Source organism: Pedobacter sp. KBS0701, assembly GCF_005938645.2.
GTDB lineage: Bacteria > Bacteroidota > Bacteroidia > Sphingobacteriales > Sphingobacteriaceae > Pedobacter.
The window spans coordinates 5,040,214-5,057,293 of record NZ_CP042171.1; the positions used below are offsets into that span (position 1 = coordinate 5,040,214).

20 protein-coding genes are annotated in these 17,080 nt (G+C 38.4%); 6 read left to right on the forward strand and 14 right to left on the reverse strand.

Annotation, left to right across the window (positions count from 1 at the left end):
- Window positions 1-64 precede the first annotated feature (64 nt).
- Complete coding sequence (locus FFJ24_RS26810; protein ID WP_138818979.1) at window positions 65-763, reverse strand: type II CAAX prenyl endopeptidase Rce1 family protein; 699 nt, start codon at window positions 761-763, stop codon at window positions 65-67.
- 58 nt (window positions 764-821) lie between these two features.
- Here FFJ24_RS26810 and FFJ24_RS20320 point away from each other — a divergent pair, with 58 nt between their 5' ends.
- The gene (locus FFJ24_RS20320) at window positions 822-1,502 is read left to right on the forward strand and encodes a hypothetical protein (RefSeq protein WP_138818980.1); all 681 of its coding nucleotides are present in this window, start codon (window positions 822-824) and stop codon (window positions 1,500-1,502) included.
- A gap of 40 nt (window positions 1,503-1,542) precedes the next feature.
- Here the strand turns inward: FFJ24_RS20320 and FFJ24_RS20325 are convergent, their stop codons facing one another.
- The 6 genes from FFJ24_RS20325 to trmB all read right to left on the reverse strand — a co-directional run bounded on the left by FFJ24_RS20325 (window position 1,543) and on the right by trmB (window position 4,607).
- Window positions 1,543-2,085 (reverse strand): GNAT family N-acetyltransferase, encoded by a 543-nt coding sequence (locus FFJ24_RS20325; RefSeq protein ID WP_138818981.1) that lies wholly within the window; start codon window positions 2,083-2,085, stop codon window positions 1,543-1,545.
- Window positions 2,085-2,675: a DNA-3-methyladenine glycosylase I gene (locus FFJ24_RS20330; RefSeq protein WP_138818982.1), complete on the reverse strand. Its 591-nt coding sequence runs from the start codon at window positions 2,673-2,675 to the stop codon at window positions 2,085-2,087. The genes FFJ24_RS20325 and FFJ24_RS20330 overlap by 1 nt, the downstream gene beginning before the upstream one ends.
- Window positions 2,676-2,728: 53 nt before the next feature.
- Window positions 2,729-3,103 (reverse strand): four helix bundle protein, encoded by a 375-nt coding sequence (locus FFJ24_RS20335; protein ID WP_138818983.1) that lies wholly within the window; start codon window positions 3,101-3,103, stop codon window positions 2,729-2,731.
- A gap of 103 nt (window positions 3,104-3,206) precedes the next feature.
- Window positions 3,207-3,560: a carboxymuconolactone decarboxylase family protein gene (locus FFJ24_RS20340; RefSeq protein WP_138818984.1), complete on the reverse strand. Its 354-nt coding sequence runs from the start codon at window positions 3,558-3,560 to the stop codon at window positions 3,207-3,209.
- 61 nt (window positions 3,561-3,621) lie between these two features.
- On the reverse strand, window positions 3,622-3,957 hold the full coding sequence (locus FFJ24_RS20345; protein WP_138818985.1) for an MGMT family protein: 336 nt from the start codon (window positions 3,955-3,957) through the stop codon (window positions 3,622-3,624).
- Complete coding sequence (gene trmB / locus FFJ24_RS20350) at window positions 3,957-4,607, reverse strand: tRNA (guanosine(46)-N7)-methyltransferase TrmB (RefSeq protein ID WP_138818986.1); 651 nt, start codon at window positions 4,605-4,607, stop codon at window positions 3,957-3,959. The genes FFJ24_RS20345 and trmB overlap by 1 nt, the downstream gene beginning before the upstream one ends.
- Before the next feature lie 113 nt (window positions 4,608-4,720).
- Between trmB and FFJ24_RS20355 the strand changes: the two genes are divergently transcribed.
- Window positions 4,721-5,647: a GDP-L-fucose synthase gene (locus tag FFJ24_RS20355; protein ID WP_138818987.1), complete on the forward strand. Its 927-nt coding sequence runs from the start codon at window positions 4,721-4,723 to the stop codon at window positions 5,645-5,647.
- 54 nt (window positions 5,648-5,701) lie between these two features.
- Here FFJ24_RS20355 and FFJ24_RS20360 read toward each other — a convergent pair whose 3' ends face one another.
- Window positions 5,702-6,829: a glycoside hydrolase family 130 protein gene (locus FFJ24_RS20360; RefSeq protein ID WP_138818988.1), complete on the reverse strand. Its 1,128-nt coding sequence runs from the start codon at window positions 6,827-6,829 to the stop codon at window positions 5,702-5,704.
- A 230-nt stretch (window positions 6,830-7,059) separates the two neighbouring features.
- On the opposite strand from FFJ24_RS20360, the gene FFJ24_RS20365 reads away from it, so the two are divergent.
- On the forward strand, window positions 7,060-7,992 hold the full coding sequence (locus tag FFJ24_RS20365) for a hydrogen peroxide-inducible genes activator (RefSeq protein WP_138818989.1): 933 nt from the start codon (window positions 7,060-7,062) through the stop codon (window positions 7,990-7,992).
- 176 nt (window positions 7,993-8,168) lie between these two features.
- Here FFJ24_RS20365 and FFJ24_RS20370 read toward each other — a convergent pair whose 3' ends face one another.
- From FFJ24_RS20370 to FFJ24_RS20390, 5 genes are all read right to left on the reverse strand, one after another.
- The gene (locus FFJ24_RS20370) at window positions 8,169-8,399 is read right to left on the reverse strand and encodes a hypothetical protein (RefSeq protein ID WP_138818990.1); all 231 of its coding nucleotides are present in this window, start codon (window positions 8,397-8,399) and stop codon (window positions 8,169-8,171) included.
- A gap of 47 nt (window positions 8,400-8,446) precedes the next feature.
- The gene (locus FFJ24_RS20375; protein WP_138818991.1) at window positions 8,447-8,908 is read right to left on the reverse strand and encodes a hypothetical protein; all 462 of its coding nucleotides are present in this window, start codon (window positions 8,906-8,908) and stop codon (window positions 8,447-8,449) included.
- Between the two features lie 98 nt (window positions 8,909-9,006).
- Complete coding sequence (locus FFJ24_RS20380) at window positions 9,007-9,615, reverse strand: superoxide dismutase (RefSeq protein WP_108201324.1); 609 nt, start codon at window positions 9,613-9,615, stop codon at window positions 9,007-9,009.
- Between the two features lie 648 nt (window positions 9,616-10,263).
- Window positions 10,264-10,731 carry a nucleoside deaminase gene (locus FFJ24_RS20385; protein WP_138818992.1) on the reverse strand — a complete coding sequence of 156 codons (468 nt, stop codon included), beginning with the start codon at window positions 10,729-10,731 and terminating at the stop codon, window positions 10,264-10,266.
- 315 nt (window positions 10,732-11,046) lie between these two features.
- Complete coding sequence (locus FFJ24_RS20390) at window positions 11,047-11,382, reverse strand: tRNA-binding protein (RefSeq protein WP_138818993.1); 336 nt, start codon at window positions 11,380-11,382, stop codon at window positions 11,047-11,049.
- A gap of 192 nt (window positions 11,383-11,574) precedes the next feature.
- On the opposite strand from FFJ24_RS20390, the gene FFJ24_RS20395 reads away from it, so the two are divergent.
- The 3 genes from FFJ24_RS20395 (at window position 11,575) to FFJ24_RS20405 (ending at window position 16,404) form a co-directional block, all read left to right on the forward strand.
- Complete coding sequence (locus tag FFJ24_RS20395) at window positions 11,575-13,059, forward strand: xylulokinase (RefSeq protein ID WP_138818994.1); 1,485 nt, start codon at window positions 11,575-11,577, stop codon at window positions 13,057-13,059.
- A gap of 61 nt (window positions 13,060-13,120) precedes the next feature.
- Window positions 13,121-14,452 (forward strand): xylose isomerase, encoded by a 1,332-nt coding sequence (gene xylA / locus FFJ24_RS20400; RefSeq protein WP_138818995.1) that lies wholly within the window; start codon window positions 13,121-13,123, stop codon window positions 14,450-14,452.
- A gap of 284 nt (window positions 14,453-14,736) precedes the next feature.
- Window positions 14,737-16,404 (forward strand): sodium/sugar symporter, encoded by a 1,668-nt coding sequence (locus FFJ24_RS20405; RefSeq protein ID WP_138818996.1) that lies wholly within the window; start codon window positions 14,737-14,739, stop codon window positions 16,402-16,404.
- 291 nt (window positions 16,405-16,695) lie between these two features.
- Here FFJ24_RS20405 and FFJ24_RS20410 read toward each other — a convergent pair whose 3' ends face one another.
- The gene (locus FFJ24_RS20410; protein ID WP_138818997.1) at window positions 16,696-17,079 is read right to left on the reverse strand and encodes a hypothetical protein; all 384 of its coding nucleotides are present in this window, start codon (window positions 17,077-17,079) and stop codon (window positions 16,696-16,698) included.
- Window position 17,080 lies beyond the last annotated feature (1 nt).

The following is a 17,080-nucleotide window of genomic DNA, read 5'->3' on the forward strand; positions in this document are numbered from 1 at the left end:
TTAAATGTACTTATTGGTGATAAATTAACCAAAGTTAAAGGTTTAGAAGAGATATACATTCAATTTAACTGAAAAAGAACGCTAATAATATCATTATAAAATTAATAAGGCTATGAAATAAGATGGAGTAGATTAAACCATATTTAATTCGGAGATATCCCAGCGATAGTCCACCAAAGAATTGTGAGATGACAAATATAATAAAGGCCGGGTCGCTCAGCGTTAAGTCTTTGATGTTGGTTAAATGGATTAAACCGAATATTATAGCTGAATAGTAAAAGAGATATCCGAAAGATTGACGTTGGAAAACAATTCTTCTACGGATATCCATTCTTTTAAAGTATCCACGTAAAATGAGGGATATAAAAAAGAAAATAATATAAATTGGCAATTTGAGAAAATTGCTGTTTATGAAATAATCACATATCAGGGCTAAGGTAAAGCATATAAAGTATATAGGAAGATATTTTCCTCTTAAATGCCACCTGAATAAAGATTCTTCTAATAGAGGAGCTAAAATACACCCGATCAATAACGCTACCAGTAGGCCAAATTTTTTCAGGACATCGATTTTTTCTACGTATTCATCGATAATTTTGAAATGTACCAGAATATAATAAATACCCATTATAATACCTGCAAATATTAAGTCGAGTAGGAGCAACCATAAGAGATCTCTCCAAAGAGATTTATTATCTTTACTGAGTTTTAGAAGTTTTGGCTTTTTTAAGAAATGCAAAAATGCAGAGAGCGTTTCAATCATTACTGTTTTTGGATATTATTTTTAAATAATTTACGTTGTATCCCGATATTGCTAACTTATGAAGATTTTTAACCTTTTTATCTTATTTTTTTCAATAGCGTTTACCACTTATGGACAGGATTTTATCGTTAAAAGCAACGACGATGTAATCCGCGGAACGATTAAGGGTACCGATTATTTTTCGGTTTTTATTAGCGCAAATGATGAGGCTGATGTGATTTTGCCTGCAAAGGATGTGAAAAATTTCTTCTGGAATGGTGATAGTTTTGTGAGCAAAGGATTTGCAAATGGGCGTAATTTCGAATATCGTTTTGTTAAAGTAATTGAAATGGGAACCGTTAACCTTTATTCCTTTGGCGGAGGCACTCTGGTTCCTCAGGTGAAAGAGAAAAAGGTGAAATTCAGGCCTTCAATTGGCATTGGAACGGGAACCGGTGGCTATGGCGGTATGGGTATGGGTGGAGGCATCAGCATCGGCGGCGGACGTAATGCAGCACCTGAAAGACCTGCAGGCGCACCTGTTGTGCGCTACTTTATTGAAAAACCTGGCGCCGGACCTTTACAGGAAGTACCCATGAAAGCGATAACCGAGGACAGCAAAAAGATTGAGGTGAAGAATATTCTGTTGCAGAAAATGGGAGACCAACCTGCCTTAAAAGCCAAGGTAGAAGCCGGAACAGATTTTAATAGCAGAGAGGTAATTGAATGGGTTAAGGAATATAATGCAACAAGGAAATAGCGCCAGGATTAATAATAGATTTTTAGGATTCCAGGATTGTCTAAATAATATCTTCATGCTTTAGCTTTACATATATGGCTAAACTGATAAGCTTATCATTTTTAATTTCACAGTTCTCCATTGTTTTGTGATAGTCAAAGTCAAGTTTTTGCAGCACTTTTCTGCTGTTTTCATTTTCAGTTTCAACAATAGCCTCGATTTTTCTTAAGCCTAATTTCTCAAAGGCATAATTACAAATGGGATTTGCTACTTCTTTAATGATGCCTTTTCCCCAATGTTCGGGCAATAGCCAAAAACCGATTTCAGCCTTTTGATCCGTTTTACTTAAATCATTTAGTCCAATGGCACCTAAGCAAACAAGGCTTTCTTTATCACAAATTGCCCACCAAATACCTGTTTCATTATTTTGAAGCTCATTGAACCAGATCAATTGTTCATTGGTTTCCTCCAGGCTTGCATAGCGCACACCATAATAGTGGATCACATCCAGATGGGATAATCCTTCAAAAACAAATGCTAAATCGTCAGAACAAAATTGTCTCAATAAAAATCTATCGGTGTGTATTGTAGCTGAAGCAAACATTATCTGGCGCAGCAGTTTAATAAGTGGTCGTTCACCATGCCAGTTGCCTGCATATACGCATAACAGATGGTGGTGCCAAAAAATTTGAAACCACGTTTTTTCATGTCTTTGCTGATCTGATCAGAAAGTTCTGTTCGTGGCGGAACATCACTCATTTTTTCGATGTGATTTTGGATTGGTTTGCCATCAGGAACAAAACTCCACATGTATTTAGAGAAACTGCCAAATTCTTTCTGGATTTCGATAAATAGTTTGGCATTGGTAATGGCGCCATTCACCTTTAAGCGGTTGCGGATAATGCCTTCGTCGTTCATTAACCTTTCTACATCTTTTTCGGTAAAAGCAGCTACCTTTTTTACATCAAAATCTGCAAAGGCTTTGCGATAATTTTCGCGCCTGCGGAGAATGGTAATCCAGCTTAAACCTGCCTGCGCACCCTCCAGTATTAAAAATTCGAATAAAATCTTATCATCATAAACAGGTTTCCCCCATTCTTCATCGTGGTATTTGATGTAGAGCGGATCAGTGCCAGCCCAGCTACAGCGTATGGTTAAGTTTGGAGTTTGGGGTTCGGAGTATTGAGTCGGCATAGGGGTGAGTTTGGAGTTTAGGGTTGGGAGCCAGGAGTTGCCATAGCAAGGCATTAAGATTGTTTGATCAGGAACTTTTCCGGATTATTCATCATATATACCAATAGCTTTGCGACTTCCTCTGCCTGATTATTTAACATATTAAATTCAGCCTCAGAAATGTAGCTACAGGCCAGAGCGAATTCTAGCCAAGTTTGAGTTTCACCGTTTTCGGTGTCTGCGTCGGAGAGCTTACTCACGAAATGGTTTGGATATTTTCTTTTTCTATAGGCTTCTGCCAAGTTCGCACAAACACTTCTCGAGCATCTTCTAATCTGATCCGTTAAACTATATTTTTCTCCTGATGGAAATCTTTTAGAGATATGAAATATCGCCATTGAAAGTTTAAATCCTTTCTGATAAGCCAATAAATCCTTAATTGTTCCCATAACTAAATATAAGAACATTCAATTGCATTATCTAGTCGATTTAAGAATTCCCACTCTAAAAACTCGCAACTCCAATCTGGGACATGCAAGGAAACTCCCAACTCTAAACTCCCGACTCCAAACTTAGTTCATCCCAATACTCAACAGCTCTTCTGTAATGCGGAATTACAATACTGCCGCCCACAAGATTGGCAATCATAAAAATCTCGTTCATTTCGTCGCTGTTTACACCCGCGTCGAAACATTTGCCTAAATGGTATTTTATGCAGTCATCACAGCGCAAAACCATCGAGGCTACCAGGCCTAACATTTCTTTCGTTTTAATATCTAAAGCTCCATCGGCATAAGAGGTTGTATCAAGAGCAAAAAAACGTTTAATATTCGTATTTGCCGTTTCCATGATCCTATCGTTCATTTTTTCACGATAGCCATTAAATTCTTCTACGAGCTTTCCCATGTATATTAATTATTGAAAGAATGATTTTTTGAATGAGCGCATGACGTTCATATTAATTTACTTAGTCGAGGTTGATTTCTTCCAGCGGATTCCAGAATACCTTCTTAAAGTTAATTACCTTATCGTTCTTCACTTCAACCCCTTCCTGTCTCAACAGCTCTTCCATTAATTCAGGGGGCTTAAAATGAAATTTTCCGGTAAGCAGTCCGCTGCTGTTTACTACACGGTGAGCAGGTACCCTGGGGTGAGCTGTACCGGCATACAGCATGGCATGCCCCACCATTCTTGATGATTTTGCTGCACCCAAACTTTTCGCGATAGCTCCATAGGAAGTAACCCTTCCCTTCGGAATTAACCGGGCAATCTCATAAACCTGTTCGTAAAAGTTGGTATCCATTATTCAAAAGAAAATTGAATATAATTAATATTCTTATCGTGTAACAAGTATTTTTTCTCGTAATAGGTTTTGATCGACAATACTTCATCAACCAGATCTGAAGTATATAAATGATTGGTATTTTTGTGCACAGGTAAACTTAATTCTGCAACCTTTTCGCAGGTGTAAGCATACAGTTGGTCGTTATCTGTTTTCAAATTAACATGACCACCCGGTTTTAAAACAACTTTATAACGGTTTAAGAATGCGGGAAAAGTTAAACGTTTTTTCTCACGGCTATCCTGTGGTTGCGGATCAGGAAAGGTAATCCAGATCTCATCAATTTCTCCTTCGTTAAAGTAATCCAACAAATTTTCAATCTGTATCCTTAAAAAAGCCACATTATCGATCCCGTCTTCAATAGCTGTTTTGGCCCCGCGCCAAATGCGGTTACCTTTATAATCAATGCCGATGAAATTCTTATCCGGAAATAACCTGGCCAGATTTACCGAATATTCACCTTTGCCACATGCCAGTTCGAGCACAATCGGATTAGCATTTTTAAAATGTGCTGAAGCCCAATTCCCTTTTAAGGCCTTTCCTTGTTCTAATTGATATACGTTCGCAAATGTTTCGATTTCTGCAAAACGCCTAAGTTTATCTTTACCCAAAAGTTTTTTTTCTGCAAAAATACAATTAAATCAATAACCGAAGTTTCTTTTGCCATAAAGATTAATGGCAATCTTATTTATGAATTGTATTTTTGCAGCTTATTAAAATTACCGTGGAAAAAAACGCAAAAATATATGTTGCAGGTCATCGTGGTATGGTGGGTTCGGCCATTTACCGTAAACTGCAAAAAGAAGGTTACGAAAATATTATTACCAAAACTTCAGATGAACTGGATTTGCGCAACCAGCAGGCGGTTACTGATTTCTTTGCTGAAGAAAAACCGGATTATGTTTTTCTTGCAGCAGCAAAAGTTGGCGGCATTGTAGCGAACAACACTTACAGGGCCGATTTTCTTTACGAGAACTTAGCCATTCAGAATAATGTGATCCATAATGCCTATTTAAATAATGTTAAGAAGCTGATGTTTTTAGGTTCAAGCTGTATTTACCCTAAAATGGCTCCGCAGCCATTAAAAGAAGATTACCTTTTGACCGGAACTTTAGAACCTACCAACGAACCTTATGCGATTGCAAAAATTGCAGGGATTAAGATGTGCGATGCTTATCGCGATCAATATGGCTGTAATTTTATCTCGGTAATGCCAACAAATTTATATGGCTTTAATGATAACTATCATCCTCAAAATTCGCATGTTTTACCAGCTTTGATCCGTAAGGTACATGAAGCAAAAGCAAACAATGAAAAAGAAGTAGTGGTTTGGGGTTCAGGGTCACCTATGCGCGAATTTTTATTCGCCGACGATTTAGCAGATGCCTGTTATTTCTTAATGCAAAACTATAACGAACCACATCTGATTAATATTGGTACCGGACATGATGTAACCATCAAAGACCTGGCTTTATTGATCAAAGATGTTTTAGGTTTTGATGGAGAATTGGTGTTCGATGCCAGCAAACCAGACGGCACGCCGCGTAAATTAATGGATGTGAGTAAACTCCATAACCTGGGATGGAAGCATAAAATTGAGCTTAAAGAAGGTATTGCCCTGGCTTATCAGGATTTTGAAAGCCGGTACTAAATAAATTTTACAATGGTGCGCAGTATAACATCCTGCGCATTTTTTATTTACGCCTTATTTTTTAGCAGCAGGATCATAAATGGCTACTGCCACCCGGCTATCGGCACAGCCGTAGTATAAAAACCATTTCTTTTTGAAATAAACCAGCCCTTCAATAAAAACCGTGCCTGACGGGTATTGGCCGCTTTTTTCAAAAGGTGCAGTAGGTACGAAAAAGGGTTGATCGAGCCGCGCTATTACTTTTGAGGGATTTTTTAAATCGAACAACACCTGCCCGGCCGAATAGGTATTGGCTACATAATTGGTATCCCTTTCGGCATCGCCCCTGTTTTTACCGTTGTATAAAACTAAAATACCTTTATCGGTAACAATTGCTGGTGGACCACATTCGGTCAGGTCGCTATCGAAATAATTTTTTCGGGGTTTCACAATTAAATCCAAATCACCTTTTGCATTTAAAGCAGGCTCCCAGTTGATAAGATCGGCTGAAGTAGCAATATTCATGAAACGTTCGCCCCAATACATCATATATTTGCTGTTTATTTTGGCAATTACCTGTTTGCCATTTTCTACCCTGGTTACAATAGAACCAGATTTGCATTTTAGATCCTTAAATTTACCATTATAGGCCTTACTAAACGCAGCACCGTGTTTAGTCCAGTGTTTCAAATCTTTGGAAGTGGCTACAGCCAACCGGAATATATTCCGGTTCCATTGGGTATACAGCATGACATACAATCCTTCTGCGGTTACCGCAATTCGCGGGTCTTCGCAACCACCCGGCCATTCGGATGCTTTCTGATTGTCTTCATCAGGATAGAGCACAGGCTCCGGATTCCTTTTCATTTTAATGCCATCACTACTTTCCGCTATACCTATTCTCGAGGTACGCTTGCCAATACCAATACCTGAGCGGTCTTCTCCGCGATAAAGTACATATATTTTATTTTTGTATCCGACAGCTGCCGGATTAAATACGTCGCCCGCTTCCCAGGCAATTTTTTGTTTGCTCATTGGGTCGAAGAAAAGACTTTCAGTTTTTGGCGAAATAATAGGATTTACATTTTCCGGTCGTATAAATGGTCCTAGCGCCCATTTGGGAAATAGACCCTGGGCATTTGTTGCAAAGGCCAGCGGAAGAAAAACTACAAGAAGAAATAAGCGTAAAGCGATTTTGTTCATAAAGCTAATATAACCAATTAGTTTGGCAAGTAAGTGATGGTTAGATTATCGCTAATTAAATCAATGGCGCCTAAATATTCTATTCAACTTTTTGTTTAAACGTCTCATATAAACAAAGAATTTTATCCTCTAATTATCCGAAAATCAGCCTTTAATTTCTTATTCACCCAGATCATTTCTTATTATAGATAAAATTGATATATTTGATATTATAAATCAATTTTACCTATATGACTTTAGTTCAGCTAGAATATATTGTTGCCGTAGATACTTATAGAAGTTTTGTAACTGCTGCTGATAAATGTTTTGTAACCCAGCCTACCTTAAGTATGCAGGTACAAAAATTGGAAGAACTAATTAGTGTTAAAATTTTCGACAGGAGCAAACAGCCTGTAAGTCCGACAGAAATTGGTGCGCAGATTATTGCGCAGGCCAGAATTATTTTACAAGAAAGTGGTAAAATTAAAGAGCTGATCAATAGTCAGCAGCAAGATGTTCTGGGCGAATTAAGAATTGGTGTGATCCCTACCATTGCACCGTATCTTCTTCCTGAAGTGATTTCGGCCATGTTGGATAAATACCCGGAGTTAAAACTATTAATCTGGGAATACACTACAGAAGATATTATTCATCACCTAAAAACCGGTGTGCTGGATTGCGGTATTTTAGCCACACCACTTACAGACCCGAACATTATAGAAACTCCGTTATACTATGAAAATTTTGTAAGCTACATTAGCAAAAACAGTAAACTGTACAAAAAGAAAGCGGTTGATGCTGAAGACCTGAACGATGAAAATATCTGGTTGTTAAACGAAGGCCATTGTATGCGTAACCAGGTTTTGAATATCTGCCGTTCTACAAAAAATAACCGTTTACAGGGTTTAGAATATAATACCGGTAGTGTAGAAACTTTGGTGAGGATGGTCGATTTGAACGGTGGTGCAACCTTGCTCCCTGAGTTGGCAATTGCAGAATTAAATGCCAAGCAGACCAGTAAAATACGTCATTTTAAATCGCCTGAACCTGTGCGCGAGATCAGCTTGGTCACACATAAAAACTTCATTAAAAAACGGATGCTTAATGCTTTAAAAGATGAGATTTTAGAAATTATCCCAAAAGCGATGAAGCAGAAAAAGAAAAAAGATATTGTTGGAATATAATTTGCAGCTTGCTCCGCTATCATCATTTCGCACGGAGTGCAAAGTAGCCGAGAACCACGTAGTGCTCAGCGAAGCTAAATCTGTTTAGAGATAGATCTCTCCATTGCGCTATGCTTCAGTCGAGGTGACGATTCTTTACAGGATTGATTCTGTAAATTGATTGATTTCGAAACCTCTTAAGCTAACTCCCGATCTTTATCCACATGCTCCGCCAGTTTATAACCTGCTGCAGCAGGATTTTTATCTTCTAAAAAGATTAAAATAATTAATGAAATAATAGGGATTAAAAAGGAAATAAAAAACCAGAACCAAAAATTGCGCCCTGTTCGCTTTGCTAAAAAACCTGCGAGCAACTGTGGCGACAATAGTAGTCCGAGTACAATGGTGCCTAAGATGATCTCTGGCATTTGTTATTGGTTTAATCGATTACAAAAGCTAGTTTGATAAAAAAATACTACTGATTTTGTTTTTCTACCGGAGGTACAGACAGCAATCCTTTAATATCACTCTCTACTTCTTCCTCTTCACCTTTTTTCTTTTTCTTGTTTTTACCTTTTAAGCCTTTACCGCTTAAACGCTCCTCAATGATTTTATCATATTCGGTTTGTTGCTCTGGCCTTAAAACATTGCGGATATTTTTTGAGGTTTCGTTCTGAAGTTTATAAAATTTATCTACATCCTCCTCGCGTGAGTTGCCTGCCTGTTGTCTTTTGATTAAATCAGCCTGTTCTTTTGCCTGGTTATAAGTAAAGCTGTAGATTACGCTTTTTTGCGTGCCATTTAGTTTTAACCGTTTATCCAGATCCTCCACATTCTTCTGTGCAATTTCCCCTGGAGTAGGTACTTTATTCTGTTGTGCACGCACTAGTCCATTTACACCAACAATAATTAAAAATAAAATTACAAGCCTTTTCATTCCGAATATTTTATATCTGCGAAGTTACTTAATTATCTTAAAACAAGAAAGTCCCGATTTGCACCGGGACTTCTCTTAAATTTTATGAAAGGTTTAGCTTACAAAGCCTTTTTATAAAGCTCAGCAACAGCATCCCAGTTAATTACATTCCAGATTGCCGCTAAATAATCAGGGCGTTTGTTCTGGTATTTTAAGTAATATGCGTGTTCCCAAACATCGATACCTAAAATTGGTGTTCCTTTTACTTCAGCAACATCCATTAAAGGATTATCCTGGTTTGGTGTAGAAGAAACCTGAAGTTTTTTATCAGCACCTACCGATAACCAGGCCCAACCAGAACCAAAACGGGTAGCACCAGCTTCTTGTAATTTAGTTTTAAGATCAGCAAACGAACCGAAAGTTTCGTTAATTGCTTTAGCTAAATCGCCAGTTGGCTCACCACCTTTATTTGGGCCTAAAATGTTCCAGAATAAAGAGTGGTTATAGTGACCACCACCATTGTTTCTAACAGCAGCAGGGAATTTTGAAATGTGTTTTACAATTTCCTCGATACTTGAAGTCGCCTCTGGTTTACCTTCTAACGCTTTGTTTAAATTGGTAACATAAGCCTGATGGTGTTTATCATGGTGGATTTCCATGGTAGTTTTATCAATATGCGGTTCTAATGCATCGGTTGCGTAATGTAACGCAGGTAATTCAAAAGCCATAATGTTTTATGTTTAAAGATTTAAAAATGTTTCTTGTAGCAAATATAACATTAGAACGTTAAGATTTGTTCATGTTATTATCATCAAATCGTTTTCTGGGTTAATGTTGTAATGCTGAAGGTTTTAATATTACAAGGTTTTGAGAATAATTTACCATGGTCCTGATTTGCAATCGGGTTGTATGAGAAAAGCGATTGTATCAACATTTATCTTAAGTGGATTGCAAATGCGGATCTCACGAAGAGGCTGTCTCATAAAATTGTGGTTAATCGAATTTTTCGCGTTGAGCTTGGCCTGTATTGAGCTTGACGAAATATCGAAACACCTTGTAAAACATTTAAAATAAGTCCTTCACTTCGACTACGCTCAGTACAAGCTCACTACCATGACAGCCTCCGATAGAAAAAGCCGTCATTGCGAGGAACAAAGCAATCTTAATGCGCAGACTAGTATCGATCATTGTAAGATTGCTTCGTCGGCTGAAAAAGCCTTCTCGCAATGACGATCCCTCGGGGAGATTTATTTTTATAAAATTACCTGTCATTCATATTGATTTTTATCCAATAAATTATATCTCAGGATGACAATCCTACATTTATGAGACAGCCTCCTATTAGGCCATGAACTACTATGGACCATCAACTCAATTTACCTCTTCTTCGCAAAGAAGTCCTTCATGAGTACTCCGCACTCCTCAGCCATTACGCCTCCTTTTAGCACAGTTTTAGGGTGCAGCAGGCTTGCATTTTTGGAGATAAATCCTCTTTTTTCTTCTCTGGCACCATACACAATGCGGCCAATCTGTGTCCAGTAACTTGCCCCGGCACACATTACGCAAGGCTCGATGGTTACATATAAGGTACAATCCCGTAAATATTTCCCACCGATGGTTTGGGCTGCTGAGGTAAAAGCCTGCATTTCGGCATGGGCAGTAACATCGTTAAAACGCTCTGTCAAATTGTATCCGCGGCCAATAATCCTGTTTTTACTGACCACAATGGCCCCGATCGGAATTTCATCTTCAGCTAAAGCTTTTTTGGCTTCTTCCAGAGCCAGTTTCATATAATGAATGTCTTCTTCCTCCGGATCGGTATTTTCGAAATTGTAAAAACTCATGTGGCAAATATAGGGTAATAATGGCCAAGAAGACTTCCGAAATTTCCAAAGGGATAGATCGGGCAAAACTTCTAAAGTCTAAGCTAAAAATTCGCTTTTGTTTTGGAGCGCAGTGTCAGTGCTTATTGGCTGCCTCAGTCCTGCTTTATGTTCCATTACACACTCGCGCCTCGTTTGTGCGCTTTCCACTTCATCCGATGGCTATCGGATCAGGGCTATTGAACAAGAATCTGTACTGATGAGTGAATAAATTACGTGCAGACTTCCGAAGTTTCCGGGGGCAGGGGCCGCCAAAACTTCGGAAGTATCAAATCATTAGATAAGTTTACTGCCGTTAGGCACTTTACTTTGCACTGTAGTTAATACGATATCGCCGTTTTCATCAGCAAAACCGGTAACTAAAAATTCTGACATAAATTTACCGATCTGTTTTTTTGGAAAGTTAACCACCCCAACAATCTGTTTTCCAGGCAATTCTTCCAATGTATAGTGTTTGGTAATCTGGGCACTGCTCATTTTAATACCAAACTCGCCAAAATCTACTTTTACTTTATATGCCGGTCTTCGGGCTTCAGGAAATTCGAAGGCCTCTAAAATGGTCCCAACCCTTAATTCTATCCTTTCGAAATCGTTCCATGTAATCTGTTCCATAAATAATTAATGTATTAATGGTAAAAATATAAATTATTGAATAATTCGCCATTAACTCCAAAAATAAAGATTAACGCAATTCAAACGATTGCATTTAATTCAACAGATTTTATAAAAAATTTGCGTTTTATATTTTTCCAACTATCTTTATGCAACCGTTTGCATAACCAAATAATAAAATTAGATAAAAGCATGTATTTATTAGGGATTGATTTAGGTACCTCATCCATAAAAGTTGCCATTGTTGATGTAACTACACAGAAAAATATAGCCACCGCTCAATATCCGGAGGAGGAAACAGCCATCAAATCTTTACAGTCTGGCTGGGCAGAACAATCACCTGATGATTGGTGGCAAAATGTTCAACAGGCCATCCTTAAATTAAATTCAACAGGTCTTTTTGATCCAAAAGAAATTAAATCTATTGGTATTGCATACCAAATGCACGGCTTGGTTGTTGTAGATAAAAACCAGCAGGTGCTACGTGACAGTATTATTTGGTGCGACAGCAGAGCTGTTGAACTGGGCAATAGTGCTTTTGAGGCAATTGGGCATGACAAATCCCTGAAACATTTATTAAACTCTCCCGGAAACTTTACGGCATCAAAACTGGCCTGGGTAAAAGCAAATGAGCCAGACATCTATAGCCGCATTGATAAGATAATGCTCCCTGGCGATTTTATCGCCATGAAATTAACCGGAGAAATTACTACATCTATTTCGGCTCTCTCTGAAGGCATTTTCTGGGATTTTGAAAACCACGAAATTTCTAAAGATGTAATGGAGTATTATGGCATTTCTGACAACCTCATCCCAACCATAAAACCCTTATTCTCGGAACATGGCTATTTAAAAGCCGATATTGCCCAGTCTTTGAACTTACCAGCTGGCATTCCCGTTGCCTATAAATCAGGCGATCAGCCGAACAATGCGCTTTCTCTAAATGTATTAAAACCTGGGGAAGTTGCGGCCACAGCCGGAACATCTGGAGTAATTTACGGCGTAAGCGATGGGCCTACTTATGATAAACAATCGAGAGTGAATACTTTTGCGCACGTAACCTATTCATCAGAAAAAAAGCATACCGGGGTTTTACTTTGTATTAATGGTACAGGCAGCATGTACCGCTGGGCAAAACATAATTTCGCGCCACAGTCTACTTATGCAGACCTGAATATCCTGGCGTCGAAAGCGTCAATAGGTAGTAACGGTTTAAAAGTACTTCCCTTTGGAAACGGCGCAGAACGGATGTTAAACAACCAATATACAGGCGCAGAGTTATTGGGCATAGATTTAAACCTCCACAATCAATCAGATATCTTCAGGGCCATACAAGAGGGGATAGCCTTCTCTTTCCGTTATGGATTGGATATCATGCGGGAAAATGGCATGCAGCCTAAAGTCATCCGGGCCGGAAGGGCCAACCTGTTTTTAAGCGATGTATTTGCACAAACTTTTGTAGATGTTACGGGCATTGCGGTTGAACTTTACGAAAACGATGGTAGTGTAGGCGCAGCCTTAGGTGCGGGTATAGGCGCCAAAATTTTTAAAAGTGCAGAGGAAGCTTTTAGCAACCACGAAGTAATTAAGACTTTAATACCACAACATTCAGCTGAATATGAAGCAATCTATCAGGATTGGAAAAAAATATTAGAAAAACAATTAGCAATTGGTTAATGGTTCACAGCCATCGGCTATCAACTATGAACCAACAAACCAAGAATCAAAAACAAAAAACATGACAAAAGTAGTAACAGGAGCAACAGAATTTTTTAAAGGCATTGAGCAGATCAAGTTTGAAGGTCTGGAAAGTGATAATCCACTAGCATTTAGATGGTACGACGCCAACAAAGTAGTAGCAGGCAAAACCATGAGCGAGCATTTTAAGTTTGCTTGTGCTTACTGGCATTCATTCAACGGTAATGGTGCTGATCCATTTGGAGGAGCAACGCACATTTTCCCATGGGATGAAAAGAAAGATGCTGTAGAAAGGGCAAAAGATAAAATGGATGCAGCCTTTGAATTTATCACGAAAATGCAGATCCCATATTATTGTTTCCATGATGTAGATGTGGTAGATTATAGCGACGATATTGCTGAAAACGAACGCAGATTACAAGCCCTTGTTGAATATGCAAAGCAAAAACAAGCAGATAGCGGTGTAAAACTATTATGGGGAACAGCCAATTTATTTAGCCATAAGCGTTACATGAATGGTGCATCTACCAATCCTGATTTTCATGTGCTGGCACACGGAGCTGCCCAGGTTAAAGCAGCTTTAGATGCAACTATTGCTCTTGGTGGCGAAAATTATGTTTTCTGGGGAGGAAGAGAAGGCTATATGAGCTTATTAAATACCAACATGAAACGTGAGCAGGAGCACCTGGCTAAATTCTTACACGCCGCTAAAGATTATGCACGCAAACAGGGCTTTAAAGGAACATTCTTTATTGAACCGAAACCATGCGAGCCTTCTAAACACCAATATGATTACGACGCGGCAACAGTAAAAGGCTTTTTACAACAATATGATCTGTTGGCTGACTTTAAACTAAATTTAGAAGTAAACCATGCAACACTGGCAGGTCATACTTTCCAACATGAATTACAGGTTGCGGTAGATAATGGCCTGTTAGGTTCTATCGATGCAAACCGTGGCGATTATCAAAATGGCTGGGATACCGATCAGTTCCCGAACGACATTAATGAACTAACCGAAACCATGTTAATCATTTTAGAAGGTGGTGGCTTACAGGGTGGAGGTGTAAACTTCGACGCGAAAATCCGCCGTAACTCTACTGATCAGAAAGACCTATTCTATGCGCATGTAGGTGGAATGGATATCTTCGCAAGAGCATTAGTGACTGCAGATGCCATTCTTCAAAAATCTGATTACAAAAAAGTAAGGGCCGACCGTTATGCTTCATTTGATAGCGGAAAAGGTGCCGAATTTGAACAGGGAAAACTAAGTTTAGAAGATTTAAGGAATTATGCTGCAGAAAATGGCGAACCAGAGGTTCGCAGCGGAAAGCAGGAATATCTCGAAAACCTAATTAACAGGTATATTTAAATTTATCTTATAAATGTATTCTCCGTGGTCTGTAATCTTCACAGATCACGGATGATATTATATTAATTTTTGCAAAATTAAAAATTTCTCAACGCCTTTATTGGACAGGCATTCCACTGCCCTGCGAATCGAAATGACGATATATTTAGTTCATCTGAGCTCAACAATCTTGAATTTTAGGAAGGTCAAATTAATAAACGTTATTTTAACATTTTTTAATTCAAAAAAAGCGGAGATTAATTTATGATTTTACTACATTTAGATTTCTAAACCAAATAACTTAAATGAAAGTCACAGATTACATTATTTTTCTAGCCTACTTTGCCATTGTAGCAATTTACGGTTTCTGGATTTACCATCGTAAAAAACAAAAGCAGATGAGCAGCAAGGATTATTTTCTTGCAGAAGGTTCACTTACCTGGTGGGCAATTGGCACATCTCTAATTGCCTCGAACATTAGTGCCGAGCAATTTGTAGCCATGAGTGGCGATGGATTTAAAATGGGATTAGCCATTTCTACTTACGAGTGGATGGCTGCTGCAACATTGGTAATTGTTGCTACATTTTTTATTCCCGTATATCTTAAAAATAAGATCTACACCATGCCCCAATTTCTAAGTCAACGTTACAATGGTACCGTAGCCATGATTATGGCTGTGTTTTGGTTATTGTTGTATGTTGTGGTAAACTTAACCTCAATCTTGTATCTGGGTGCTTTAGCTGTAAGCAGTATTTCGGGTATTGGCTTTTGGTATTGTATGATGGGATTAGCCATTTTTGCCGTAATTATAGCATTAGGTGGTATGAAAGTAATTGGTTACACGGATGTAATCCAGGTAGCATTTTTAATTTTCGGCGGTTTAGCAACTACTTATTTAGCGCTTAATTTAGTAAGTGATCATTTTGGTGGCCACGGCGTATTAGATGGTTTATCGTTCTTAAGAGAAAAAGCACCAGACCATTTCCACATGATATTTAAGAAAGACAGTGCGAATTATGCTTCATTACCTGGCATGACGGTATTGCTTGGCGGGATGTGGATTGTAAACTTAAACTATTGGGGTTGTAACCAGTACATCACCCAGCGTGCATTAGGTGCTGATCTCAAAACAGCCAGGGCAGGTATTTTATTTGCTGCGTTTTTAAAGCTGCTAATGCCACTAATTGTGGTTTTGCCGGGTATTGCAGTATATATGTTGTACCAGGAAAAAACAGGTATCGATGTAAATTCAATGATGCCTGGAGGAGAACTTCGTCCAGATCGGGCTTACCCTACTTTATTGAGTATTTTACCAACAGGATTAAAAGGTTTATCTTTTGCGGCTTTAACCGCAGCAATTGTTGCCTCACTGGCCGGTAAAATTAACAGTATCTCTACCATTTTTACTTTAGATATTTTTAAGAAACACATTAATCTAGAAGCCAGTGAGAAAAAACTGGTAAGTACCGGACGCGTGGTTGTAATTGTTGCAATGGCTATCGCAATCGCTATTTCGCCATTCTTAGGTATCGATAAAAAAGGTGGTTTTGAATTTATTCAGGAGTATACAGGTTTTGTAAGTCCTGGTATTTTTGCCATGTTTATTTTGGGCTTCTTCTGGAAAAAAACCACTTCAAATGCAGCCTTATTTGCTACTATAGGTGGTTTTGGTTTATCGGTATTGTTAAAATTCTTACCAGGAATGATGGATTTGTCTTTCCTTCACGATTTTGGATTCTCGGTAGCCAATGCAGATGGAATCTACGAAATACCTTTCTTAGATAGAATGGGCATTGTATTTGTAGTTTGTATTGTAGTGATGTTTGCCATTAGTATGTTCGAAAACAGCAAAGGCGATAAATCTAATGGTTTAGAAGTAGATTCTAGCATGTTCAAAGTTCATCCTTCGTTTGCCGTTGGATCAATAATTGTGTTCGGAATTTTAGTTGCGCTTTATTCGACTTTCTGGTAAAATTAAAAATAAAGAATATGCAAAAGGCTCGCAACTTTCATTGCGAGCCTTTTTTGTTCGTCTACTTGCTGGTGTCCTCAGCAACTATCTTAAGTAACTTCAGTTCGATTATTAATATTCCTTTAATTCGATTTATCAATCTAAAGAAGTCTTCGACTACGCTCACACCGACGACCGTGGTGCTTAACTTAATGTGCTGGGTTACACATCAACCGACCGACAAAATTCCACTTCAGGACACGATTAGAATTAGACCAGTAAACGCTCTTGGGCACCAACGAAATAATTGAATTACTGTGCGCAAGGCCCATCAGGAATTTCTTTACTGATTTTAAGTACTTTCATCACCACTAAAGTAGAATCAAAATCACTGGAAACTACGCCAGTATCAGATTTCGCAAAATAACCTTCCAGCTCTACATACACCGGCTCGTATGGTTTTTCGAAACCTAAGTTGCTATAAGAAAGCTCTAAGTTTTTTACACTGTCTTTAACCCAATATTCACGCCCATCTTCGCATAAGGTAAAAGATTTAACTTCAGGGCCAAAACTATACAAACCTTTAACAGTTTTCAGATTACTTTTTTCTCCTTCGGCTTTATCGTTCCTATTACAAGCTGTAACGGCTACGCCAAGGAGCACAACGAGTACAATTGCTTGCTTAAATAACTTCATT